Source organism: Paenibacillus sp. Soil522, assembly GCF_001428245.1.
GTDB lineage: Bacteria > Bacillota > Bacilli > Paenibacillales > Paenibacillaceae > Pristimantibacillus.
In genome coordinates, this window is record NZ_LMRV01000066.1 from 227874 (window position 1) to 247687 (window position 19814).

Here is a 19814-nt window from a genome sequence, read left to right on the forward strand (position 1 = left end):
TATTTAAATAACATGTAGGATCTTATAAGTTTACGTAGTTTATCTATAGTATTTATGTTAGGTTTTCTGACTTATATCTAACAAGCGGGTAAAAGGATGAGAATGGGGAAGGAGGGTGTCCAATGATCTTATTTCGGCAGGTCGAGAAGCATTACGGTGATTTCCATGTGCTTAAGGATATTAATCTTCAGATTGAGCAAGGGGAAGTGGTTGTCGTAGTGGGGCCGTCGGGTTCCGGTAAAAGTACGATGCTGAGGTGCATTAACCGTTTGGAAACTATTACAAGCGGTGATTTGAAAGTAAACAATCATACGGTCAACGATAAGAAGACAAATATTAACAAGCTAAGACGGGATATTGGAATGGTGTTTCAGCATTTTAATTTGTATCCCCATAAGAAAGTGATCGACAACATTACATTAGCTCCTATGAAAGTGCTTGGCCTGACGAAGCAGGAAGCCGAAAAAACCGCGATGTATTATTTGGAGAAGGTCGGGATTGAGGACAAGGCTAACCAATATCCGTCTCAGCTATCGGGAGGACAGCAGCAGCGCGTGGCCATTGCCAGGGGACTGGCGATGAAGCCGCAGGTGATGCTCTTCGATGAACCGACATCCGCCCTCGATCCGGAAATGGTTGGCGAGGTTTTGGATGTGATGAAGACGCTCGCGAATGAGGGAATGACGATGGTTGTTGTCACGCATGAGATGGGCTTTGCGCGGGAAGTAGCCGACCGGGTCGTGTTTATGGACAAGGGGCATATCGTTGAGGAAGCAACGCCTGATGAATTCTTTTCCAATCCGCGCGAAGAGCGCGCACGCTTGTTTCTAAATCGTGTATTAAATCATTAACATAAAAGGGGAGATTCGGAATGATGGCAAAAAAATGGTTGGCAGGCAGCTTGATGCTGATTGTAATGTCGGTATTTGTACTCGCAGGGTGCGGAGGCGAAAAAGAGAATAGTGCTAACACCAGCTCAGGCGCAAGCGATAAGCCGGTAGCTTCTGCCTCGGTGCTGGATGAGATCAAAAGCAGAGGCAAGCTGATCGTCGGTGTGAAATACGATACGAAGCTGTTCGGCTTGAAAAATCCTGCGAACAATGAAGTTGAAGGCTTCGATGTGGACATAGCGAAGGCGCTGGCTAAATCCATCCTAGGCGATGAGACGAAGCTTGAGCTGAAGGAAGTGACCTCGAAAACCCGGATCCCGATGCTGGATAACAATGAAATTGATTTAATCGTTGCGACAATGACCATTACAGAGGAGCGGAAAGAGCAGGTCGATTTCTCCGATGTGTATTTTAAAGCGGGACAGTCTTTACTTGTGAAAAAGGGAAGCGCGATTAAAAGCATCGACGACGTAACAAAAGGAACGAAGGTACTGGCCGTTAAAGGCTCCACTTCCGTAGACAACATTATCGAGAAAGCGCCGGATGCAACGGTGCTGGAGTTCGATAACTATCAGGATGCTTTTGCCGCGCTAAAAGCGGGCCAAGGGGATGTGTTAACGACGGACAACGCGATTCTGTACGGTATGATGGCGCAGGATGCCGGCTATGAAGTGGTCGGTGAGCCGTTCACGGATGAGCCGTACGGCATTGCGATCAAGAAAGGCAAGACAGCGCTGGTGGAGGCCGTCAATAAAGAGCTGGCGGCGCTGAAGGCAAGCGGCGACTACAATAAGATCTACGAGAAATGGATCGGGACAGCGCCGACCGAGTAATGCAAACACAACACCAGACGGGTGGCTGCGGCCACCCTTCTTTTATAGGTCAGAAGGGGGATAAATCATGCCGGATTTCTCGATCTTAACCAAATACTTTGACTTCTATATGGAAGGCTTCGTGAACACGATCTATTCCAGCATCATTGCTCTAATCGGCAGCTTTGTACTGGGAACGGTCATTGCCGTGTTCCGGATATCGTCCATCCGGCCGCTGCGGTGGGCGGGAACGGCCTATGTGGAATTCATCCGCAACATACCGCTTTTGCTCGTCGTTTATATTTTTTTCTTAGGACTGCCCTCGATCGGCATTACATTAAGCGGATTTGTGTGCGGCACAATCGGGCTTGCGGTATACACCGCATCCTTTATAGCGGAAGCGATCCGGGCCGGCATCATGTCCGTACCGAAGGGACAGACGGAAGCGGCACAGTCCTCCGGCTTAACGTACGTGCAAACGATGAGATATGTTGTTCTGCCGCAGGCGATCAAAATCGTTATTCCGCCGCTTAGCAATCAGTTTATTAACCTGGTTAAGAATACGTCGGTGCTCAGCGTTATTGCCGGTTTGGACCTCATGTATTTCGGGGATAAAATCGCCAGCAGAACGTATGCCACCTTCGATACTTATGTTTTTGTTGCCTTATTCTACTTAGTGCTTACTCTTCCTTTAAGCTATATCGCGCTTCAATTGGAACGAAGACTGGCTAAACACGGTTAGAAAGGAGGAGGACAGATGGATTTTGCCAATGCTTTTTCAATTGAAAATGTAAGGTTTATTCTTGATGGCTTTTACATGACGCTTAAAGTGGCGTTCCTCTCTATTGTTTATAGCTTTGTGCTGGGCTCTATTGTCGGAACGATCCGTTATATGAAAGTGCCGGTTCTATCGCCGGTACTTGGCCTGTTCGTCGAAATATTACGCAATTTGCCGCTGCTTCTCATTATTTTCTTCGCAAGATTCGCTTTGCCGGATATCGGGATTCAACTGGGCCCGGTGTATGCCACGATTGTTGCTTTGACCTTGTTTGAAGGGGCTATGATTTCCGAAATCGTCCGCAGCGGCTTGACTTCCGTTCATAAGGGTCAAATTGAAGCGGCTCGCTCATCGGGGCTCGGCTACATGCGCACCCTATGGCATATCGTTCTGCCGCAGGGGCTGCGCCGTATGGTGCCGCCGATTGTCAGCCAATTTATTTCATTATTGAAGGACACGTCATTGGCCGTCGTCATTGCTTTGCCGGAGCTTATGAACCAATCGAAAATCGTTATCGGGCAAAGCAGCAATTATGTCATTCCGGTTCTCCTGTTGGCCGCAGTCCTCTATTTTGGCGTTAACTTTGCTTTATCATTAATTGCGAAAAGGTTTGAGACAAAAATCGTTTAACGGTTAGGGGTCGTTAACAGGATGTTTGAGCTTAGTATAGAGATGATGCTTCTTGTCATCATAGGAGGGTTTCTTGCGGCATTCGTCGACTCTGTCGTAGGTGGAGGCGGGCTGGTCGCAGTCCCTATTCTGCTTGCAACGGGGATGCCGACGACTGTCGTGCTCGGAACGAATAAACTGGCAGGTACGATGTCTTCGTTAACGAGTACGGTTTCTTTTATGCGATCCGGGCACGTAGATGTCAAAATGGTAAAAAAACTATTCGGCCTCTCGTTAGCTGGAGCGGTCGCAGGCACATTAGTGCTGCGCTTAATCCCTTCGGATTTTTTGAAGCCGATTATCATTGTTATGCTGATTGCCATTACTGTGTATACCGTGTTTCGCAAAAACTGGGGCAGTCATTCTAACTTTCAAGGCTTGACGACGAGATCCTCCTGGCTTGCGGCCATAGCGGCGGCAGGCTTGGGGTTTTATGACGGATTTTTTGGACCCGGTACAGGTTCCTTCTTAATTTTTGCCTTTCTTATTCTCGGGTTTGATTTTGTAAGAGCCGCGGGCAATGCGAAGGTATTGAATTTCGGCAGTAACGTTGCGAGCCTTGGTACCTTTATGTTTCTGGGTCAGGTTAATTACAAGGTTGGAATTCCGATGGGTATCGCCATGGTATGCGGTTCCTTGCTAGGCTCGCGAGTGGCGATTCGAAAAGGCTCGGCATACGTCAGGCCGTTATTTATAATCGTATGCACACTGCTGATCGGCAAGCAGGTTTGGGATTTACTAAAGTAGCAGATAGATAAAACAAGGAGCTGACTTCATGCGAAGTTGGCTTTTTGCGGTATAAAAATGGTAGAAGTATCTATGAAAATAATAGCCCGTTGTTTACAATGATGGTAACCGGGGGAGGGATGACTTGCGAAAATATACGAATATCATCGGTATGCAAATGATACTGGTAGCTGCAGCTACAGCTGTAGCAGGTGAATTCAAGATAACGCCCTTTAGCGGAGAGGTGTTTCGTATTGGACTAGGCAGCAGCGCTTTTCTGCTATTCCTTCTCTTAATGCGGCAGCTGCCCTATGTGTATACGGGAATGGTTACGGGGGTTACAGTGCTCGTCTTCCGATCGATTATCGACGGATTCGTTTCATATGAGACGTTCTCGCTCTTTGCAAGTTTGCAGACTCACTTATCGGCGGCGCTCTATTACATCATTTTCGCAATAGGAATGAAGCGGGTTCAAGGCCGTTTGCCGGAGCTTCATCCGCTCCTTCTGACTGGTATCCTTTCACTTATTGATTTTATATCCAATGAATTAGAGCTGTTGACCCGCAGTATTCTATTTGATTTGCCTTATCTGTACAAGGGACAATGGATGTTGATAGGGGCCACCTCAGTGGTGAGGAGCATCTTTGCGGTTGGTATGTACAGCAGCATAATTATTAGTCAAATGCGGGTCGTTCATAACGAACAGCAAAAGCGGATGGAGCAAATGCTTAATGTCGGTTCCGGCTTGTATGGAGAAGTTTTTTATTTGAAAAAATCGATGGATACGATTGAGCAAATTACGGGCAAGAGTCATGGTTTGTACTGTAAGCTGAGTGACGCCGGAGAAAAAGAAGCAAGCCGGTCCATACTTGAAATTACGCAGCAGATTCATGAAGTAAAGAAGGACTCCCAGCGCATTTTATCCGGCTTGCTGAAGCTGTTCGACCGGGAAACGACTTCCGACATGACCATTGAAGAAATCGTAGTTTTTGTTATCAACACGAATTCCGGCTACAGTAAAATGTTAAAGAAAGAGGTCCATTTCGAAAAACGGATCGGAACCGATTACGCAACGGCCCACTACATTCCGCTATTGACCGTGCTTAATAACCTGGTCTCAAATGCAGTGGAAGCCATCGATACGAAGGGAACCGTACGGATCGAAGCTTATGAACAGGAGGGTGAGACGGTACTGGTCGTTTCCGATACGGGAACAGGCATTGCGGAGCAGAATAAGGAGGTTATTTTTGAACCGGGATTTACGACGAAATTTAATGAGGAAGGATGCGCGGCGACCGGAATCGGATTATCCCATGTTCGCGATATTGTTCATTCATCAGGCGGCAAGCTGCGTTTACATACGTCTGACCAGTCCGAAGAAACAACCTTTGTTGTCGCTTTTTCGACCAATACATTGAAATTAGGGGTGTGATGACCGATGCTTTCATTTGGTATTGTTGATGATGATGTGGTGAGCATACGGATGCTGCAAAGCATCATCGAAAAAAGCTGGCTTGGCGAGGTAGTCGTTACGGCGGAAAATGGGAGTGATGGCGAACGAGCCGTTCTCGGTGCGAATCCGGACGTCCTGCTGATTGACCTGTTGATGCCGGACCAGGATGGAATTAAGACGATAAACCATTTAAAACAACAGGGCTACAGCGGAAAGTGTGTAATGATATCGCAGATAGAGAATAAAGAAATGATTGGCAAGGCTTATCAGGCGGGTATTGAATATTATATTCATAAACCGATTAACCGGGTGGAGGTTCAAGCTGTATTATCCAAAGTGAATGAGCTGTGGAAGGTTGGCCGCTATTTAAATGAAATCAAGGACTCTATGGCAAAGCTCAGCAATCTGTATATGGATCTTGGGAGCAGCCAAAGAAAACAGACCGTTCGTGAAATCATTCAGCCTATTTTGAGGGATATGGGGATAATCGGCGAAATCGGATGCAGAGACATGATTGAAATGATGGAGCATCTTATACATCATAATAAAGCAGAGTCGCTTCCGCCCCTAAAAGAATTGTATGAGGTCGCAGCCCGTACCCATCGCGATCCCGGAAGAGAGGTCAAAGCGGTTGAGCAGCGGATTCGCCGCGCCATCATGAGTGCCTTTTCAAATCTCGCCAATATTGGCTTGGCGGACTACAGCAACCCTAAATTTGAACATTATGCTCCTCTCTATTTTGATTTTCAAGATATCCGTTTGAAGATGAAAGAGATCGATGAGAGGCTGAAGCCGGGAAAAGGAAAGGCCAATATTAAAAAGTTTCTGCAGGTGCTTTACTTAGAGGTGCTCGATAAACTACGGAGTCAGCCATTTAAATAAACAGGAAGCCCAAAGAGCATGCGTTTTGCTTTTGGATACAGTTGAAGGGGGAAGCTGAAATCAAATGAACGACATCAAAGATGGATGTTTAGGCTGCCGGCTTGCTCACAAATTGCTGGACACATACACGGTTTATGAGGATGAAAGTGTGACTTGTCTGCTTGATATTGCTCCTTTGAATGAAGGCCATGTTTTAATCCTTCCCAAAAAACATTATGTTGACGTAGATGAGATGGACGAAATAACCGCTAATGCAGTCATGAAAGCTTCAGCTGTTATTGCAAAGGCATTAAAAAAACAATTTCATCCGGATGGCATATCGGTCATTCAAAATGGCGGCAAATTTAACGAGCTTAACCATTACCATATGCATGTATTTCCCCGGTACGAGGAAGACGGCTTTGCTTGGGTTGAGCCGGTTGACGCTGCTCTTGCAAAGGATCGGCTGGCTGAAACGAAGGATAAGCTGATTAAATATTTACGTTGAGTGAAGGCCCTCCCGCATGGCAGCCCCTTTGGTTTTGACTGTCGTCTTTGAATTAAGCATTACTCATGGTAGCAAGATAATCTCCTTTGCCACTAAATTTCGGCTGCGATCTTTTTTGATATTCACTGCGTTAGTAAGGACTACTCTTACGGTCGAATCTTGCGGGAAATCCTGGATTGATAAAACATGACCGCTTTTATCAGATAGAATCGTCTTATCGGTAATCTGAACTAGGCATAGATAGCCAATATCATAGATGGCACCATTTTTGCCTTTGTTCACTTCATTTGAGCAATTAACGACAATACTGTTATCTTTAATTTCGTCGATCGTTCCTTCGAAAGATGCTGTCAACCCACATGCCACCAAAAATAAACTAACAATCACAAAAAGAACAGAAATCCGCTTCATCAAAATCGCCCCCTTTATGCAATTAAACGGAATTAGCTCGGTTTTGTTGCATTAATCTGGTTTTTGACTTCCGACAGGGGACTAATTAATAAATTAATTAATGAAGCACTTATAATTGGTAATTCTAGGAACTATGCCCTCGTGGCTAACAGTGAATCACTGTTGGCACGAGGGTGTTTTTGTTACTTGGTTGGATTAACAACGGGCGGTGTACTGCCTCCGGCTGACCGGTCTACTCATTCTTTGCATCCGCTACGGGGACTCCGAAATTCGGTGTACCATCCTTGTTCCAGGTGAAGACTTGGGCGCGCGTATGACGATTCGGATCATACAACGGATCGCCTACAATTTCTTTGTAATTGCGGGCATGGTAGACAAGCACATCTCGTTTGCCGTCTTCGGTAACCGTAAAGCTGTTGTGTCCCGGTCCGTATTGACCCGTTTTGGGGTTGCTTCGGAAGACAGGTGTTTTGGATTTGCTCCAGGAAGCCGGATTTAGCAAATTGCTCGACTCGTCAGCCGTGAGCATACCCATCGCATAGTTTTCATCCGTCGCGCTGGCGGAATAGGTGATGAAGATCTTGCCGTGCCTCTTAAGTACAGCCGATCCTTCATTAACCCAAAACCCGATGATTTCCCAAGGAAATTCCGGCTTCGACAGCATAACTTGCGGACCTTTTATTGTCCACGGATTTTCCATCTCAGCGATATACAGGTTAGAGTTACCATAGATATCCGGGTCTTTCTGCGCCCACGACAAATACCGTTTTCCGCGATGCTCGAAAGTAGTCGCGTCGATCGAGAACGACTCCCACTTCGTCTGGATACGCCCCTTCTCAACCCAGGCTCCTTCCAATGGATTCGCAGAAGTGTTCTCAAGCACGTATATGCGGTGATCGAATGGCGCATCCGTTCGCGCGGCCGCAAAGTAGATGTACCATTTCCCGTCGATATAATGGATCTCGGGCGCCCATATATGCTTGCTCATAGGACCGCTTTCCCGCTTCAACCAGACGATGGCGGGCTGCGCTTCGCCGAGTCCCTGAATCGTCTTCGCACGACGTAACTCAATCCGATCGTACTCGGGAACCGACCCGCTAAAATAATAGTACCCGTCTTTATGTTTGTACACCCATGGATCGGCGCGCTGCTTGATGAGCGGATTCTTGTATTCCCAGGTTGTTGTTACCGCCAACGTTTCGCGAACGGCACTCTTGTCCTCGACGCCGCATGCCGTCATGACGGATGCCATAAGTAGAACGTACATAAGCGACCTCACAACTATCTGCATCTTGTATATCACCTTTCACTGTCATTTTCTCTAGTTGCTCGACATCATTATTATTTTCATACAGAGGAATAATTAGACTACGGCAGAAATTAAAGCCTTAGACTGACGATGTGTCATTAAACTCCTATCCTTAGTTTACGAATTTACGGGGATCATAAGCATCTGAAGTTGTGAGTATAATTATTAATCGATTTTTTAAAGGGTGTGACAGGATGAAAGTATGGGTCGCTCATGAAAAAGATACTCTCAGAACCATCGCGGATAAAAATCATCTGCAATTAGAGGAGCTTATCACTCTCAATCCATGCATTGAAAGCCCCGATCAAAACATCGCTGGCAAACCTGTCTATCTTCCTTCCTTAAGTGATTTTACCATGAGTGATGTTGACGAAATTCCAACTTGTACCGTGTCGACTGATTACATAAATAATTGGATTCCTCTCACTTCTCTGGAAGACATGGCTAAAACCGACTATGATGTCCTTATCATCGGTACCGGTGCCGGTGGAGGAGCTGTCCTTTGGAGATTGTGTGAACAGTGGCAGAATCAGGGGAAGCGAATTGGTATCATTGAAAGGGGAGATCAGGTTCTTCAATCGCATGCCCGCAACATTTCGACAATGAACGGGGAGCGTCTTACGAAATATTTTAATTACGTTTCACGGCCATTACCAGGTTCCGCTCCAGAGTATCCGGGAGCAAGACAGCTTTTTGCGCTGGGGGGAAGAACATTATTTTGGTATACGTTTACTATGCGTATGCATTTGTCGGACTTAATGAAATGGCCCATACCCATCGATGAGCTGAAAACCTACTACAAAATCGCTGAGCAAACCATGAATGTAACAGGGGAATTTACTACAGACTCCTCGTATACGGAAATATTATTGAACCGGCTGTGGGCAAAGGGTTATGCAACAGCGGAAAAAATAATTATGGCAGCTGATCTGACGCCGCAAAGTTATGGACGCGTTCATACCGACGTTTTCTATAGTTCCATTTCCTTCATTGCCAAAGCTTTGAATATGATGACCCCGTTCGACCTGGCTGTAAATGCCCGTGCCGTTCAAATCCTGCATGATCAAGGAAAAGCAACCGGCGTTAAAGTCATGTCTCGGGACAAAAATTCGTATATCCTTAAAGCAAAAACGGTTGTGTTGTCTGCCAGTACATTTGAAACTCCGCGCTTGTTGCTTCACTCTGGAATTAAAAGCAGGGCGCTCGGGCATTACCTGACAAACCAATCTTTTATGATCGGTACAGGAACGATGAGCCGAACCGAGTTTCCGGCAGCTTTGGGGACGCTTGGAATTATGATAACTCAGACACCGGAGAAACCTTATCAGGTTCTTATGGCCGGACCAGGTGATTTTTACTGGTACCAAACTTACGAAGTAAAACCGTTAACAGCGGAAGTAGGGGCTACTTTTTTTTGCTACGGCAGGACTGAATCGCGATATGAGAACAGGATTACCCTAAATCCCAATAGATTAGATGAATATGGAGTGCCGGAAATACAGGTTCATTTTTCCTTTAACGAAGAGGACACAGCTGTTATCCGCAAGATGGAAGAAGGCATAAAGCAGATAGCCTCGTCTGCTGGAATAATATTGATTTCCAGAGACGGAAGGCCTGCGATTTGCTTGATGCCACGCGGAGACTTACATCATGATTCGGGAACATGCCGTATTGGGGATGACCCTTTAACCTCAGCGGCAGATCAAAACGGCCAGATTCGCGGAGTTTCCGGGCTATATGTAGCCGACAACAGTGCTTTACCTTCCATTGGATGTGAGAACCCCACTCTGACAACCGTTGCTCTTTCTATTCGAACGGCAGATCATATCGTCGCTAATAGTTAATCGAATACTACACTGATCTCCATCTTATTTGTTGTATTAAAAAAGAGGGGAGGATTCGAGGGAGTCAAATGCCCCTCGAATCCTCCCTCTACTTTAGCGTGCGTCCTTTAGCTTCTCATGGAACATTTCCACTTCCTCGCGGAGCCAGATCGTTCGCTCCCAGGAGTCGATGATGGCAAGCGCTTTTTGTGTGAGCTGCAGGGCTTCGGCATGATTGCCTTTGCGATGCAGCAATTGTGCCATTCCATATTGATAATAAATCAGCTCGATCTGATTGGCCTGCGGTTTGCTGTAAAATAATTGATCAAATGCGGCTTCTGCCTTTTCGTACTCGCCGCATTGAACGTAAGCTACCCCCAAATGGAAGTAGGCTTCTATCGTCTTTTCGCCGCCGTATGATTTACTGATCTCGTTTGCCTGTTCATAACAAAGGATGGCATCGCTAAACTTGCCGTTTAACAAATAAAGATCGCCCTGTAACAGCCATATGCGGTGTTTGATCAAGGGGGAGCAATATACATCGCGCGTTTCATCGAGAATTTCCGCGGCCTTCTCCCGCTGGTCTGTTTTCAAGTAAATTTTCGCTTTGAAAGCGAGTCCCAGCACCTTTAAATCACGGACCCCGGGATCGGATGGATCAAGGCTCTTCAGGATCAGATTGCCGGCTTCGATTCGCCGTATTCCTTCATCCAGTAATCCGATTTCGATCAAAGCCCAGCCAACCGTATCGATTAAAAACAATGCGCTGAGCATGTCTTTATTTAAGGATGAGGCGGCATTTGCGGCTTTGAGCCCGTATTCAATTCGTTTCGGAAGATTTACCCGGCTTAGAAAATGGCTTAGCCGCAGCATGATTTGAATCAGAAGCTCCGGCTGCCCGTCGCTTACCCACTCCATTAGCTTGGCTATATTCGGCCATTCCCGTTTTACGCTTTCAAGATCGCGTCCCAGAAGGCAATTCCAATAAGGCGCCTCCGGCTTATCCCGTTTTAGATAAGTATCTAAATAATTAATGTAGTATTGGCTCCACCGCTGTCTGGCTTCCGATTCAAACGGTTTGTTCTCGGACAAATATTGCTCTCCCCATGCGAGTACGGTCCGATGAGCCCGATAATGCAAATGCCCGTCTGCTCTTTCCGTCTCTATCAAGGCACGGCCCCGCAACTGCTCCACAGCCAAAAAAAATCGCCGTCCATCCAATCCTGCCGCGGCCTTCCAGCCGTTCTCCGAGGCTGGCCTGCCAAAGAAGCACAGCACCTGCCACAAATGTTTGGCATCCTCGCTGCAGCGGTCCCAAGTGCGTCCGAACAAATACTCGAATAAAGCCGTTAACGAATAACCGGCTTTGCCTAGGTCTGCAATTAGCTGTCCGACAGGGATATCGTCTTCCGTCATATGCGCGATGCTCAGCGCGATTGCTTTCGGATTCCCTGCGGTCGCGTCAATGAGCTGCAATCGGACTTCAACCTGATCGGCAAGCAGCTTTTCCAAATTTTCCTTCCTTCGAGGCCATTTACTTAATCGGATATGATGCTGCACCTCTGAAGCCATATATTCCAGAGCCTCCGTATGCAGCAGGCCGTCTAATTGGATCGTATAAATCTCTTTCCCTGCGAGCGCCTCGATTTGCTGCTGATTTTCCCGGGCAGTCAATAAAGCTTTGACGCCTTGCGGGAGATTGGCGATGAATTCGCTTATTTCATATTCTGCCGTATCTATGCTGTCGATAACCAGAAGGACAGGCAGCTTGTCCGAGTACGAGGATAGAGCGTTTCGAACGACAAACCATTTCTCGTTGAGCGATTTGTCCAGAAGCTCTACCCGCCCGAGCTGGTAAGCGATGGTATCGAGGAAATCGCTAAAGCTTAACCTTTTTAAGTCTGCGCTTATCCAAATCGCGCAAGCTACTGGCGGCCACTCCAAGTCGTCCGAAGCCGCTTCGCCATGCGGTTCTCCTATGCATGCGTAGGCCGATTCAAGCGCAATCGTCGTTTTCCCCATACCGCCCCAGCCTGAGATTAAACATACGGGTGACGGCGAAGTCAGCCACTGCATAATATCTGCTAATTCGTGCTTGCGGCCAACGAAGGAATCTGACCAACGAGTCGGTAAGTTATGCAATACAGCAGGTTTCCGGGGAGGGGAGATTCCATCAAACAATCTGGCTATAACCGAATCAATCTCCTTATCCGATGGTGCACCGAATTCATCATTTCGCAATAGCTTCGCTTTCGATAGGCAAGACGCGACCCATATTGGCAGAGGGGGATCAATAACCGGAATCGAAGTCGTCTGCAGCAGCCCGGTGAACCAGCCGTTATCCATCCCGCTTTTCTCAACAATGAGCCAAACGATGCCGAACAGCTTGCCGTCCTCGATCCGGCTCGGTATATATTTCACGCCCATCTGGCCCATCCAGCTCTTAACGGTGTTGGAGGAAATGCCAAGCTGATTGGCGATTTTATCTATGTAAGATTCAGAAGAGAATTGTCCCGAGGGGAGCGTTTCCCGTTTCTTTCTGATTGATTTATAGTCGGGATGCTGCTTCAATGCGGTAATACCGAGCGCCAATCGTTCGGCGAATCGTTCTTTATCCTCAAGTTCTGCCACTATTTTCGCACCTCCTGCATTTGGCATATCACTCTATTTTAGTGTAAAAATCGTATCTCTGTATATAACCCGTAGTTGTACAGTGCTGCTGTATGATTATACAGTTCAAATAGATAGATATCAAAAGTGGCCGCTGCTTATAATTGGAGTAAGAAAAACCTATAAAACCAAAATAAATCCCCTTACATTATCCATTTAGGAGGTCAAGTGGTCCGACGAATAACCATAGTAAATTTTTATGAAAAGGAATGATTAATAATGTTGAACCACAATTTAGCCGAAAAGGCGGGTGCTTCACTACACCAGAGCGAAGAGATCGCTAACAAAAAGCTAAGTGTTTGGGAAAAAGCCGCTTATGGCAGCGGTGATCTGGCGATAAACTTCTATTGGTCAACCGTTATGACCTACATGCTCTTTTTCTATACGGATGTCGTCAAAATTCCAGCTGCTATTGTCGGCACAATGTTCTTAATCGTTCGTATTTTGGATGGCTTCGTAGATCTTAGTATGGGAGTCATCATCGATCGTACTCAAACCCGTTGGGGCAAGCTTCGTCCGTTTATTTTGTTCGGCGCTCTTCCGATGGCTGTCGTTGGTGTCTTGTGTTTCTCTTCACCGGATTTCGGTATGACAGGTAAAGTTATTTATGCTTACATTACTTATATCGCCATAATGGTCATGATGTCCTTTATCGGAACGCCGTACGGCGCGTTGACATCTGCCATGACGCAAAACCCGTTGGAGCGCGTTAACTTATCTTCCTATCGAATCGTGGGCTCGATGATCGGCGGCATTATCGTTTCCGTCATGACACCCATTATTATTCAGCAATTTTGGCCTAACGATATGTCAGTAGGATACCGCAATACGATGATCATCTATTCCTTATTCGCTCTCGTTTTTTATATGATCTGCTTTGCCGGAACGAAAGAACGCGCCGCTGCGCAAGAAGCGGTCAAGCTTCCTTTCAAACAGTCCATGAAGATCATATTCACGAACAAACCGTTGATGCTGATTACTTTCATCTATTTGGTTTTTCAAGCTGCCTACGGTATCAAGGCTTCCGTATCGATTTATTATGTTAATTACAATATGAACAAAACCGAGTTCCTATCGATTTATATGCTGCTTATATTCGGGAGTAATTTGTTAGGCACATTAATAGCTCCGAAATTCACAAAGTGGTTTGAGAAAAAATACGCCATCATTGTCGGATTGACAGGGACCGTAATAAGCGGAATCGCCTTATATTTCACGGATTACTCCAACGTCCCTATGATCCTCCTTTGGACGGTCGTCGGCGGCCTGATCGGCGGAATTCCCGCAGCGGTAATATGGGGCGCGCTGCCGGACACTGTGGAATATTCGGAGTGGAAAAACGGGTATCGGACAGAAGGTCTTATTTATGGCATATTCAGCTTTGGACAGAAATTGTCTATTGCCATATCGGGCGCCCTGTCGGGTTATATTTTGCAGGTATCCGGTTATGTTCCAAATGCTATACAATCATCATCTGCTTTGAACGGCATCGCGCTGCTGCTTTGCTTATTGCCGGCCGGGCTTTGTGCAATGGGAATAATAGCTACCTTATTTTACAATCTTGATTCAAAAACGTTTTCGACTATTATTATGGAATTAAACGGGCAAAAGCATCTGCAAAGAAGCAAGAAAAATAATAACATTAAATTAGTGAAGAGGGGACTTGATCAAGATGTCGATTAATCAACTGCCACAAACGATGAAAGCAGCAGTCATGCACAATACGCGGGAAATTAAAATAGAAGAATACCCGGTTCCGCAAATCGGTCCGGACGAGGTTTTGATTAAAGTGATGGCAGTCGGGATTTGCGGATCCGATTTGCATTATTATTCCCATGGCCGAATCGGCAAGTACGTGGTCGACAAACCGTTTATTCTTGGACATGAGTGCGCAGGGGACATTGCGGCTATCGGCTCGAATGTGCAGCGGTTTCAAGTAGGCGATCGTGTAGCGGTGGAACCGGGCGTAACCTGCGGACGCTGCGACGCTTGCAAGGAAGGCCGGTATAATCTTTGTCCGGATGTTGAGTTTCTGGCGACGCCTCCGTTTGACGGCGCTTTTGTGCAGTACATTAAAATCCGCGAAGACTTCGTTTTCGCCATTCCTGATGAGCTTTCTTATGAAGAGGCTGCATTAGTTGAGCCTTTTTCAGTCGGAATACATGCGGCTAACCGTACCGGTCTGCAGCCTGGATCCACGATTGCCATTATGGGGATGGGGCCTGTCGGATTGATGGCTGTAGCAGCGGCAAAAGCTTATGGTGCAGCGACGATTATCGTGACAGATCTCGAGCCGCTGCGGCTTGAGGCGGCCAAGCAGATGGGAGCCACTCACATCATTAACATCCGCGAACAGGATCCGCTCGAGGAAATTAAGCGGATTACAAGCGGCAAAGGGGTCGATGTCGCATGGGAAACAGCCGGCAATCCGAAGGCGCTTCAATCTGCGCTTGGATCGCTGCGCCGCGGCGGCAAGCTTGCGATCGTAGGGCTGCCGGCCCAAGACGAAATCCCGTTGAATGTGCCTTTTATTGCAGATAACGAAGTCGATATTTACGGCATCTTCCGTTATGCCAATACGTATCCGAAAGGCATCAACTTCCTGTCTTCCGGCATAGTCGACGCAAACAAGCTGATCACCGACAAATTTGCGCTGGAACAAACGCAGGAAGCGATGGAGCGTGCGCTTAACCAGAAGAGTGAATGTTTGAAAATCATCATTTATCCCAACGGCTTGCTTTAATTTCGATTATTGAAGAAGGGTTGCGAGGAAACACAATGACTTTATTAGGAGCAATAGAAGGCGGCGGCACAAAGTTTGTATGCGGAATTGGAACGCCGGATGGGCAAATTGTTGAACGTACCTCTTTTCCGACAACGACGCCGGAGAGACAATGGGAAGAGCGGCTGCATTTTTCGAAAGTAAAGGAACTCATGCGATTGGGATCGGAACCTTCGGTCCAATTGATGTGAATCTGAAAAGCGAAAGCTACGGTTTTATAACGAATACACCTAAACCCTATTGGAGCGGCTTTAATGTGGTTGATTATTTGAAGCGGCATTTAGAGGTGCCGGTCGGATTTGATACGGACGTCAATGCCGCGGCTTTAGGCGAAGCGATATGGGGAGCGGCAAAAGGTCTGAACAGCTGCTTATACATGACTGTCGGAACCGGAATCGGTGCGGGTGCATGCGTAGAAGGGCAGCTTGTACATGGCCTGACCCATCCGGAAATGGGACATATTATTGTCCGCCGGCATCCAGACGATGCTTACGAGGGAGGCTGTCCGTTTCACAAAGACTGTCTGGAAGGGCTCGCCTCGGGGCCGGCGATCGAAAACCGGTGGAAAATGAAAGCCTTCAACCTGGAAGCATCTCATTTCGCTTGGGAGCTCGAAGCCTATTATTTGGCCCAAGCGCTGCTCAATTTCATTCTCATTCTTTCACCGGAGAAGATTATTATCGGCGGCGGCGTGATGAAGCAGACACAGCTGTTTCCGCTTATCCAGCAGCGATTGGACACATTATTGAATGGATATATTCAACATCCGGCTTTAGCCAAAGGCAATGCCAACTACATCGTACAGCCGTCACTTGGTGATAATGCTGGGCTTACCGGCGCTTTAGCGTTGGCTGACAGAGCTTTACAAGGCTAAGAAAACTGGGAGATAACTGTTTTTCCGAAAGGGTCTTTCTTGCTTATTTCTCAAACGGTCTTCATAATGAAGGAAACCTATACAACCGTTAAAAGAGGAATTCCGATGAAAGTAACGATTTACGATGTGGCCCGGGAGGCTGGTGTTTCGATCGCGGCGGTTTCCCAGGTTATCAACGGCAAGGGGAAAATCAGCGAGGAGCGCAGGAATGAAATAATGGAGGTCATGGCCCGGCTGAACTATCAGCCCAGCGTGATCGCATCTGCGCTAACGGGCAAGAAGACGTACACGATCGGCCTGCTCGTACCTGATATCTCAAATCCGTTTTTTGCGGAAATTGCGCGCGCCGTGGAGGACCAAAGCCATCATCTCGGCTACAGCCTGTTCATATGCAGCACGGACAACAAGAAGGAGCGCGCGGAGCGTTATCTGGCTTTGATGCAGCAGAAGCGTGTAGATGGCATGATCATCGGGACAGGGATGGCGGACGAAAGCGCTTTGGCGCATTTGATGAAGAGGTCGGTGCCTGTCGTGGCGATTGCCCGGGAGGCGAATCTCGGAACGAATACCGTCATCATCGACGATTATATCGGGGGCGGCATGGCGGCGAGTCATTTGCTGGAGAGGAATCATACCCGCGTCGCGCTGCTCACGGAAAGTGACGAGGTCAGCAGCAGCCGGGAACGAATCCGCGGATTCCGTGAGGTGTGGTCGCAAGCCGGACTGGCCCTGGAAGATAACATGATTCGGGCGTGCGGGAATGATCTGGTCCGGGACGGAAAGATTCAAGCGGGAGAGCTACTTCGCCAGCCTGACTGTCCGTCGGCTTTATTTTGCTGCAACGATCTGCTCGCCATCGGCGCGCTGCAGGCCGTGAAAGAACAAGGCCTGCGGGTTCCCCAAGACGTATCGGTCATTGGCTTTGACAACACCATTTTGGCCGAGGTGACCGATCCGCCGCTCACTACAATCGCGCAGCCGACGGAAATGATGGGCAAGCTGGCAGTTGATTCATTGGTACGAAGGCTTGAAGGGGAGCAAACGGAAGACGAACGGGTTGTGCTGCGGCCGGAGCTCGTCATTCGTCAGTCTACGGCGGGGAAGACAAATCCGTAAGAGGTATGTTTCAAGCACAGAGCATACACCTGCGCAGATCTGAATATCTGGTGAGATTTCGGTAATGGCATAAAAAAAAGACCTCTGTCGATTAGCTTTTAACTACTTCGGCAGAGGTCTTGGAATATCCAGCTAAAACAGGCAGAATAATGTGTAAGGCGATGTCATATTTATCTATATTTCATAGAAAAGGGAGAGTGATGGTTTGAAGGTTTATGTCGCCAGTGCCGGAGAAACACTCAGAACACTCTCTTTCCATTATGACGCCGTATTAGAGGAACTGATTTTGCTCAATCCAAATGTCAGGGGTCCCGATTCAGACATTGCAGGAAAGCACATAAAGCTTCCTCAACGCGCCGATTCAACCGGATACCGAATGGGTGGCACGTATTGTCCGGATGTTCCGGTTTACAAAGAGCAGTGGATTCCTTTAACCTCGCTGGAGAAGATGGAGCAGACGGACTATGATGTGCTCATTGTCGGCACCGGGGCAGGAGGCGGAGCCGTCCTCTGGAGATTATGCGAGCATTGGGGGAGGAACGGAAAACGGATCGGTATCATAGAAGCGGGCGATCTTATGCTGCCGACCAATGGACAGAATATTGCTACTATGGATCCTGAACGGTTTTTAAAATATTTTTACAGTGTAGCCAAATCACCTCCTCAATATCCCTCTCCACAAGTTGCCGCTTTAGGGGGACGAACCCTCTTTTGGACAAATGTTTGTCCACGCATGCATGCTTCCGAAACTGCTGAATGGCCCGTACCAGCTAAAGAAATGGACTATTATTATAGCCTTGCAGAGAAGGCCATGAACGTCACCTATTCCTTTACCAAAGGAAGCCCGCTCACGCAAATTCTGCTTAACCGGCTTCAAAAGAATGGGTTCCCCGAAACAACCGATGAGCCGATCGCAATCGATCTTGAACCGACAAGATTCGGAGTGGTCAATTCCAATCCGTTTTTCAGCTCGATCGTTTTTTTGGCTCGAGCTATGAACCGCTCCTTCGATTTGGCTGTGAAAGCCCTCGCCGTTCAAGTGATCACAGAAAAAAACAAAGTTATGGGCGTAAAAGTGATGTCACCGGACAAGTGCCCGTATTTTCTTAAAGCGAAAACCGTTGTGCTGTCGGCAAGTACGTTTGGGACCCCGCTTATACTGCTTAACTCGGGTATACACGGGAGCGCTGTCGGACATTATCTCACCAACCATTCCAGGCTGGTCGGCACAGGAACGGTGAAGCGCAGTCAGTTTCCGGAGATGTTGGGACCGCTTCGTATTCTAATTCCGGGCACGGAGAGCCGCCCGTATCAGGTCCAGATTTGGGGACCGGGGAACAATGCCTGGGTTCAATTTAAAGAGGAACCTTTGCAGGATAAGTGGGGAGTGAAATTTTATGGCTCCGGTAAGGTAGAATCCCGATATGACAACAGAGTCGCGCTTGACCCGGTCAAGCGGGACGAATACGGAGTGCCGGAAATACAAGTGCATTTTGCTTATAGTAAACAGGATGAAGTCATTATGAATCAAATGGCGGCAGGTATCATGGAAGCTTCAGCAGCAATGAAAACGCCTTTGAATCTAAGGGACGGCCTGCCGGATATTTGCCTGATGCCTCCCGGATTGGAAAATCACGAAATCGGAACGTGCCGCATGGGAGACGACCCCTTCACCTCGGCAACCGATCGATATGGACAAATCCACGGTGTACATGGTCTCTATGTAGCCGATAATAGCGTGATCCCTACAAGCGGGACGGCAAACCCTACACTCACGACTGTAGCCCTTGCCATTCGCACGGCGGATTATATCGTCCAACAATTGAAATAAGACAAATAATTTGGCCTAGGCATGGGAATGTTGAACCGGTTCTGAGCGACGGAGTGTATGGAAATCCCCCCTGCGAGCTGTCGGTGATGGCCGGGGCGGCGGATATTGCAGTGGAGCAAGCTACTTGAATAACATCGAAAAAAAGTGAGTGAGTTAATTGGTCAGTCGTAGAAAAAAAAGGGCCGGACAGAGAGTTTAAGTTCTCTGGCCGGTTCTTTTTTTGCATTTGCAGGAGATGTTTCGGATACGCTTTCAAGTGGAAGCGGGAGTGAAATAAAAAGATTGCCGGAGATTCGTTTAT

The 19814-nt window shown here is 47.5% G+C and carries 16 protein-coding genes and 1 pseudogene; 14 read left to right on the forward strand and 3 right to left on the reverse strand.

From position 1 onward, the window contains the following. The first annotated feature begins 122 nt into the window (after nt 1–122). The 8 genes from ASG81_RS22035 to ASG81_RS22070 all read left to right on the forward strand — a co-directional run bounded on the left by ASG81_RS22035 (nt 123) and on the right by ASG81_RS22070 (nt 6697). Nucleotides 123–851 carry an amino acid ABC transporter ATP-binding protein gene (locus ASG81_RS22035; RefSeq protein ID WP_056639299.1) on the forward strand — a complete coding sequence of 243 codons (729 nt, stop codon included), beginning with the start codon at nt 123–125 and terminating at the stop codon, nt 849–851. Nucleotides 852–871: 20 nt separating this feature from the next. Continuing rightward, the gene (locus ASG81_RS22040) at nt 872–1723 is read left to right on the forward strand and encodes a transporter substrate-binding domain-containing protein (protein WP_056639300.1); all 852 of its coding nucleotides are present in this window, start codon (nt 872–874) and stop codon (nt 1721–1723) included. A 67-nt stretch (nt 1724–1790) separates the two neighbouring features. Next, the gene (locus tag ASG81_RS22045; RefSeq protein ID WP_056639302.1) at nt 1791–2444 is read left to right on the forward strand and encodes an amino acid ABC transporter permease; all 654 of its coding nucleotides are present in this window, start codon (nt 1791–1793) and stop codon (nt 2442–2444) included. 15 nt (nt 2445–2459) lie between these two features. Next, on the forward strand, nt 2460–3110 hold the full coding sequence (locus ASG81_RS22050; RefSeq protein ID WP_056639304.1) for an amino acid ABC transporter permease: 651 nt from the start codon (nt 2460–2462) through the stop codon (nt 3108–3110). Nucleotides 3111–3131: 21 nt separating this feature from the next. Beyond that, nucleotides 3132–3896 carry a sulfite exporter TauE/SafE family protein gene (locus ASG81_RS22055; RefSeq protein WP_056639306.1) on the forward strand — a complete coding sequence of 255 codons (765 nt, stop codon included), beginning with the start codon at nt 3132–3134 and terminating at the stop codon, nt 3894–3896. Between the two features lie 124 nt (nt 3897–4020). Further along, a complete protein-coding gene (locus tag ASG81_RS22060) occupies nt 4021–5307 on the forward strand; it encodes an ATP-binding protein (RefSeq protein WP_235548972.1) in 1287 nt (428 codons plus the stop codon). 6 nt (nt 5308–5313) lie between these two features. Beyond that, nucleotides 5314–6210: a response regulator gene (locus ASG81_RS22065; protein ID WP_056639308.1), complete on the forward strand. Its 897-nt coding sequence runs from the start codon at nt 5314–5316 to the stop codon at nt 6208–6210. A gap of 64 nt (nt 6211–6274) precedes the next feature. After that, complete coding sequence (locus ASG81_RS22070; RefSeq protein ID WP_056639310.1) at nt 6275–6697, forward strand: HIT family protein; 423 nt, start codon at nt 6275–6277, stop codon at nt 6695–6697. A gap of 63 nt (nt 6698–6760) precedes the next feature. Here ASG81_RS22070 and ASG81_RS22075 read toward each other — a convergent pair whose 3' ends face one another. Both ASG81_RS22075 and ASG81_RS22080 read right to left on the reverse strand, forming a co-directional pair. Then, the gene (locus ASG81_RS22075) at nt 6761–7108 is read right to left on the reverse strand and encodes a hypothetical protein (RefSeq protein WP_056639312.1); all 348 of its coding nucleotides are present in this window, start codon (nt 7106–7108) and stop codon (nt 6761–6763) included. Nucleotides 7109–7340: 232 nt separating this feature from the next. After that, nucleotides 7341–8348, reverse strand: a complete 1008-nt coding sequence (locus ASG81_RS22080) for a family 43 glycosylhydrolase (protein WP_200961582.1) — start codon at nt 8346–8348, stop codon at nt 7341–7343. A 263-nt stretch (nt 8349–8611) separates the two neighbouring features. On the opposite strand from ASG81_RS22080, the gene ASG81_RS22085 reads away from it, so the two are divergent. Continuing rightward, entirely contained in the window at nt 8612–10261 is a 1650-nt protein-coding gene (locus tag ASG81_RS22085; RefSeq protein ID WP_155971770.1) for a GMC oxidoreductase, read from the forward strand. Between the two features lie 93 nt (nt 10262–10354). On the opposite strand, the gene ASG81_RS22090 is transcribed toward ASG81_RS22085, so the two are convergent. Next, nucleotides 10355–12871, reverse strand: coding sequence for a tetratricopeptide repeat protein (locus tag ASG81_RS22090; protein ID WP_056639314.1), 2517 nt, complete (start codon nt 12869–12871; stop codon nt 10355–10357). Between the two features lie 258 nt (nt 12872–13129). Between ASG81_RS22090 and ASG81_RS22095 the strand changes: the two genes are divergently transcribed. From ASG81_RS22095 to ASG81_RS22115, 5 genes and pseudogenes are all read left to right on the forward strand, one after another. Next, the gene (locus ASG81_RS22095; RefSeq protein WP_081417502.1) at nt 13130–14593 is read left to right on the forward strand and encodes an MFS transporter; all 1464 of its coding nucleotides are present in this window, start codon (nt 13130–13132) and stop codon (nt 14591–14593) included. After that, the gene (locus ASG81_RS22100) at nt 14583–15653 is read left to right on the forward strand and encodes an NAD(P)-dependent alcohol dehydrogenase (protein ID WP_056639316.1); all 1071 of its coding nucleotides are present in this window, start codon (nt 14583–14585) and stop codon (nt 15651–15653) included. The genes ASG81_RS22095 and ASG81_RS22100 overlap by 11 nt, the downstream gene beginning before the upstream one ends. Before the next feature lie 35 nt (nt 15654–15688). Continuing rightward, nucleotides 15689–16566 (forward strand): annotated as a pseudogene (locus ASG81_RS22105) (ROK family protein). Nucleotides 16567–16671: 105 nt separating this feature from the next. Next, on the forward strand, nt 16672–17682 hold the full coding sequence (locus tag ASG81_RS22110; protein WP_056639424.1) for a LacI family DNA-binding transcriptional regulator: 1011 nt from the start codon (nt 16672–16674) through the stop codon (nt 17680–17682). A 205-nt stretch (nt 17683–17887) separates the two neighbouring features. Further along, a complete protein-coding gene (locus tag ASG81_RS22115; RefSeq protein WP_056639318.1) occupies nt 17888–19513 on the forward strand; it encodes a GMC oxidoreductase in 1626 nt (541 codons plus the stop codon). The last annotated feature ends 301 nt before the right edge of the window (nt 19514–19814 follow it).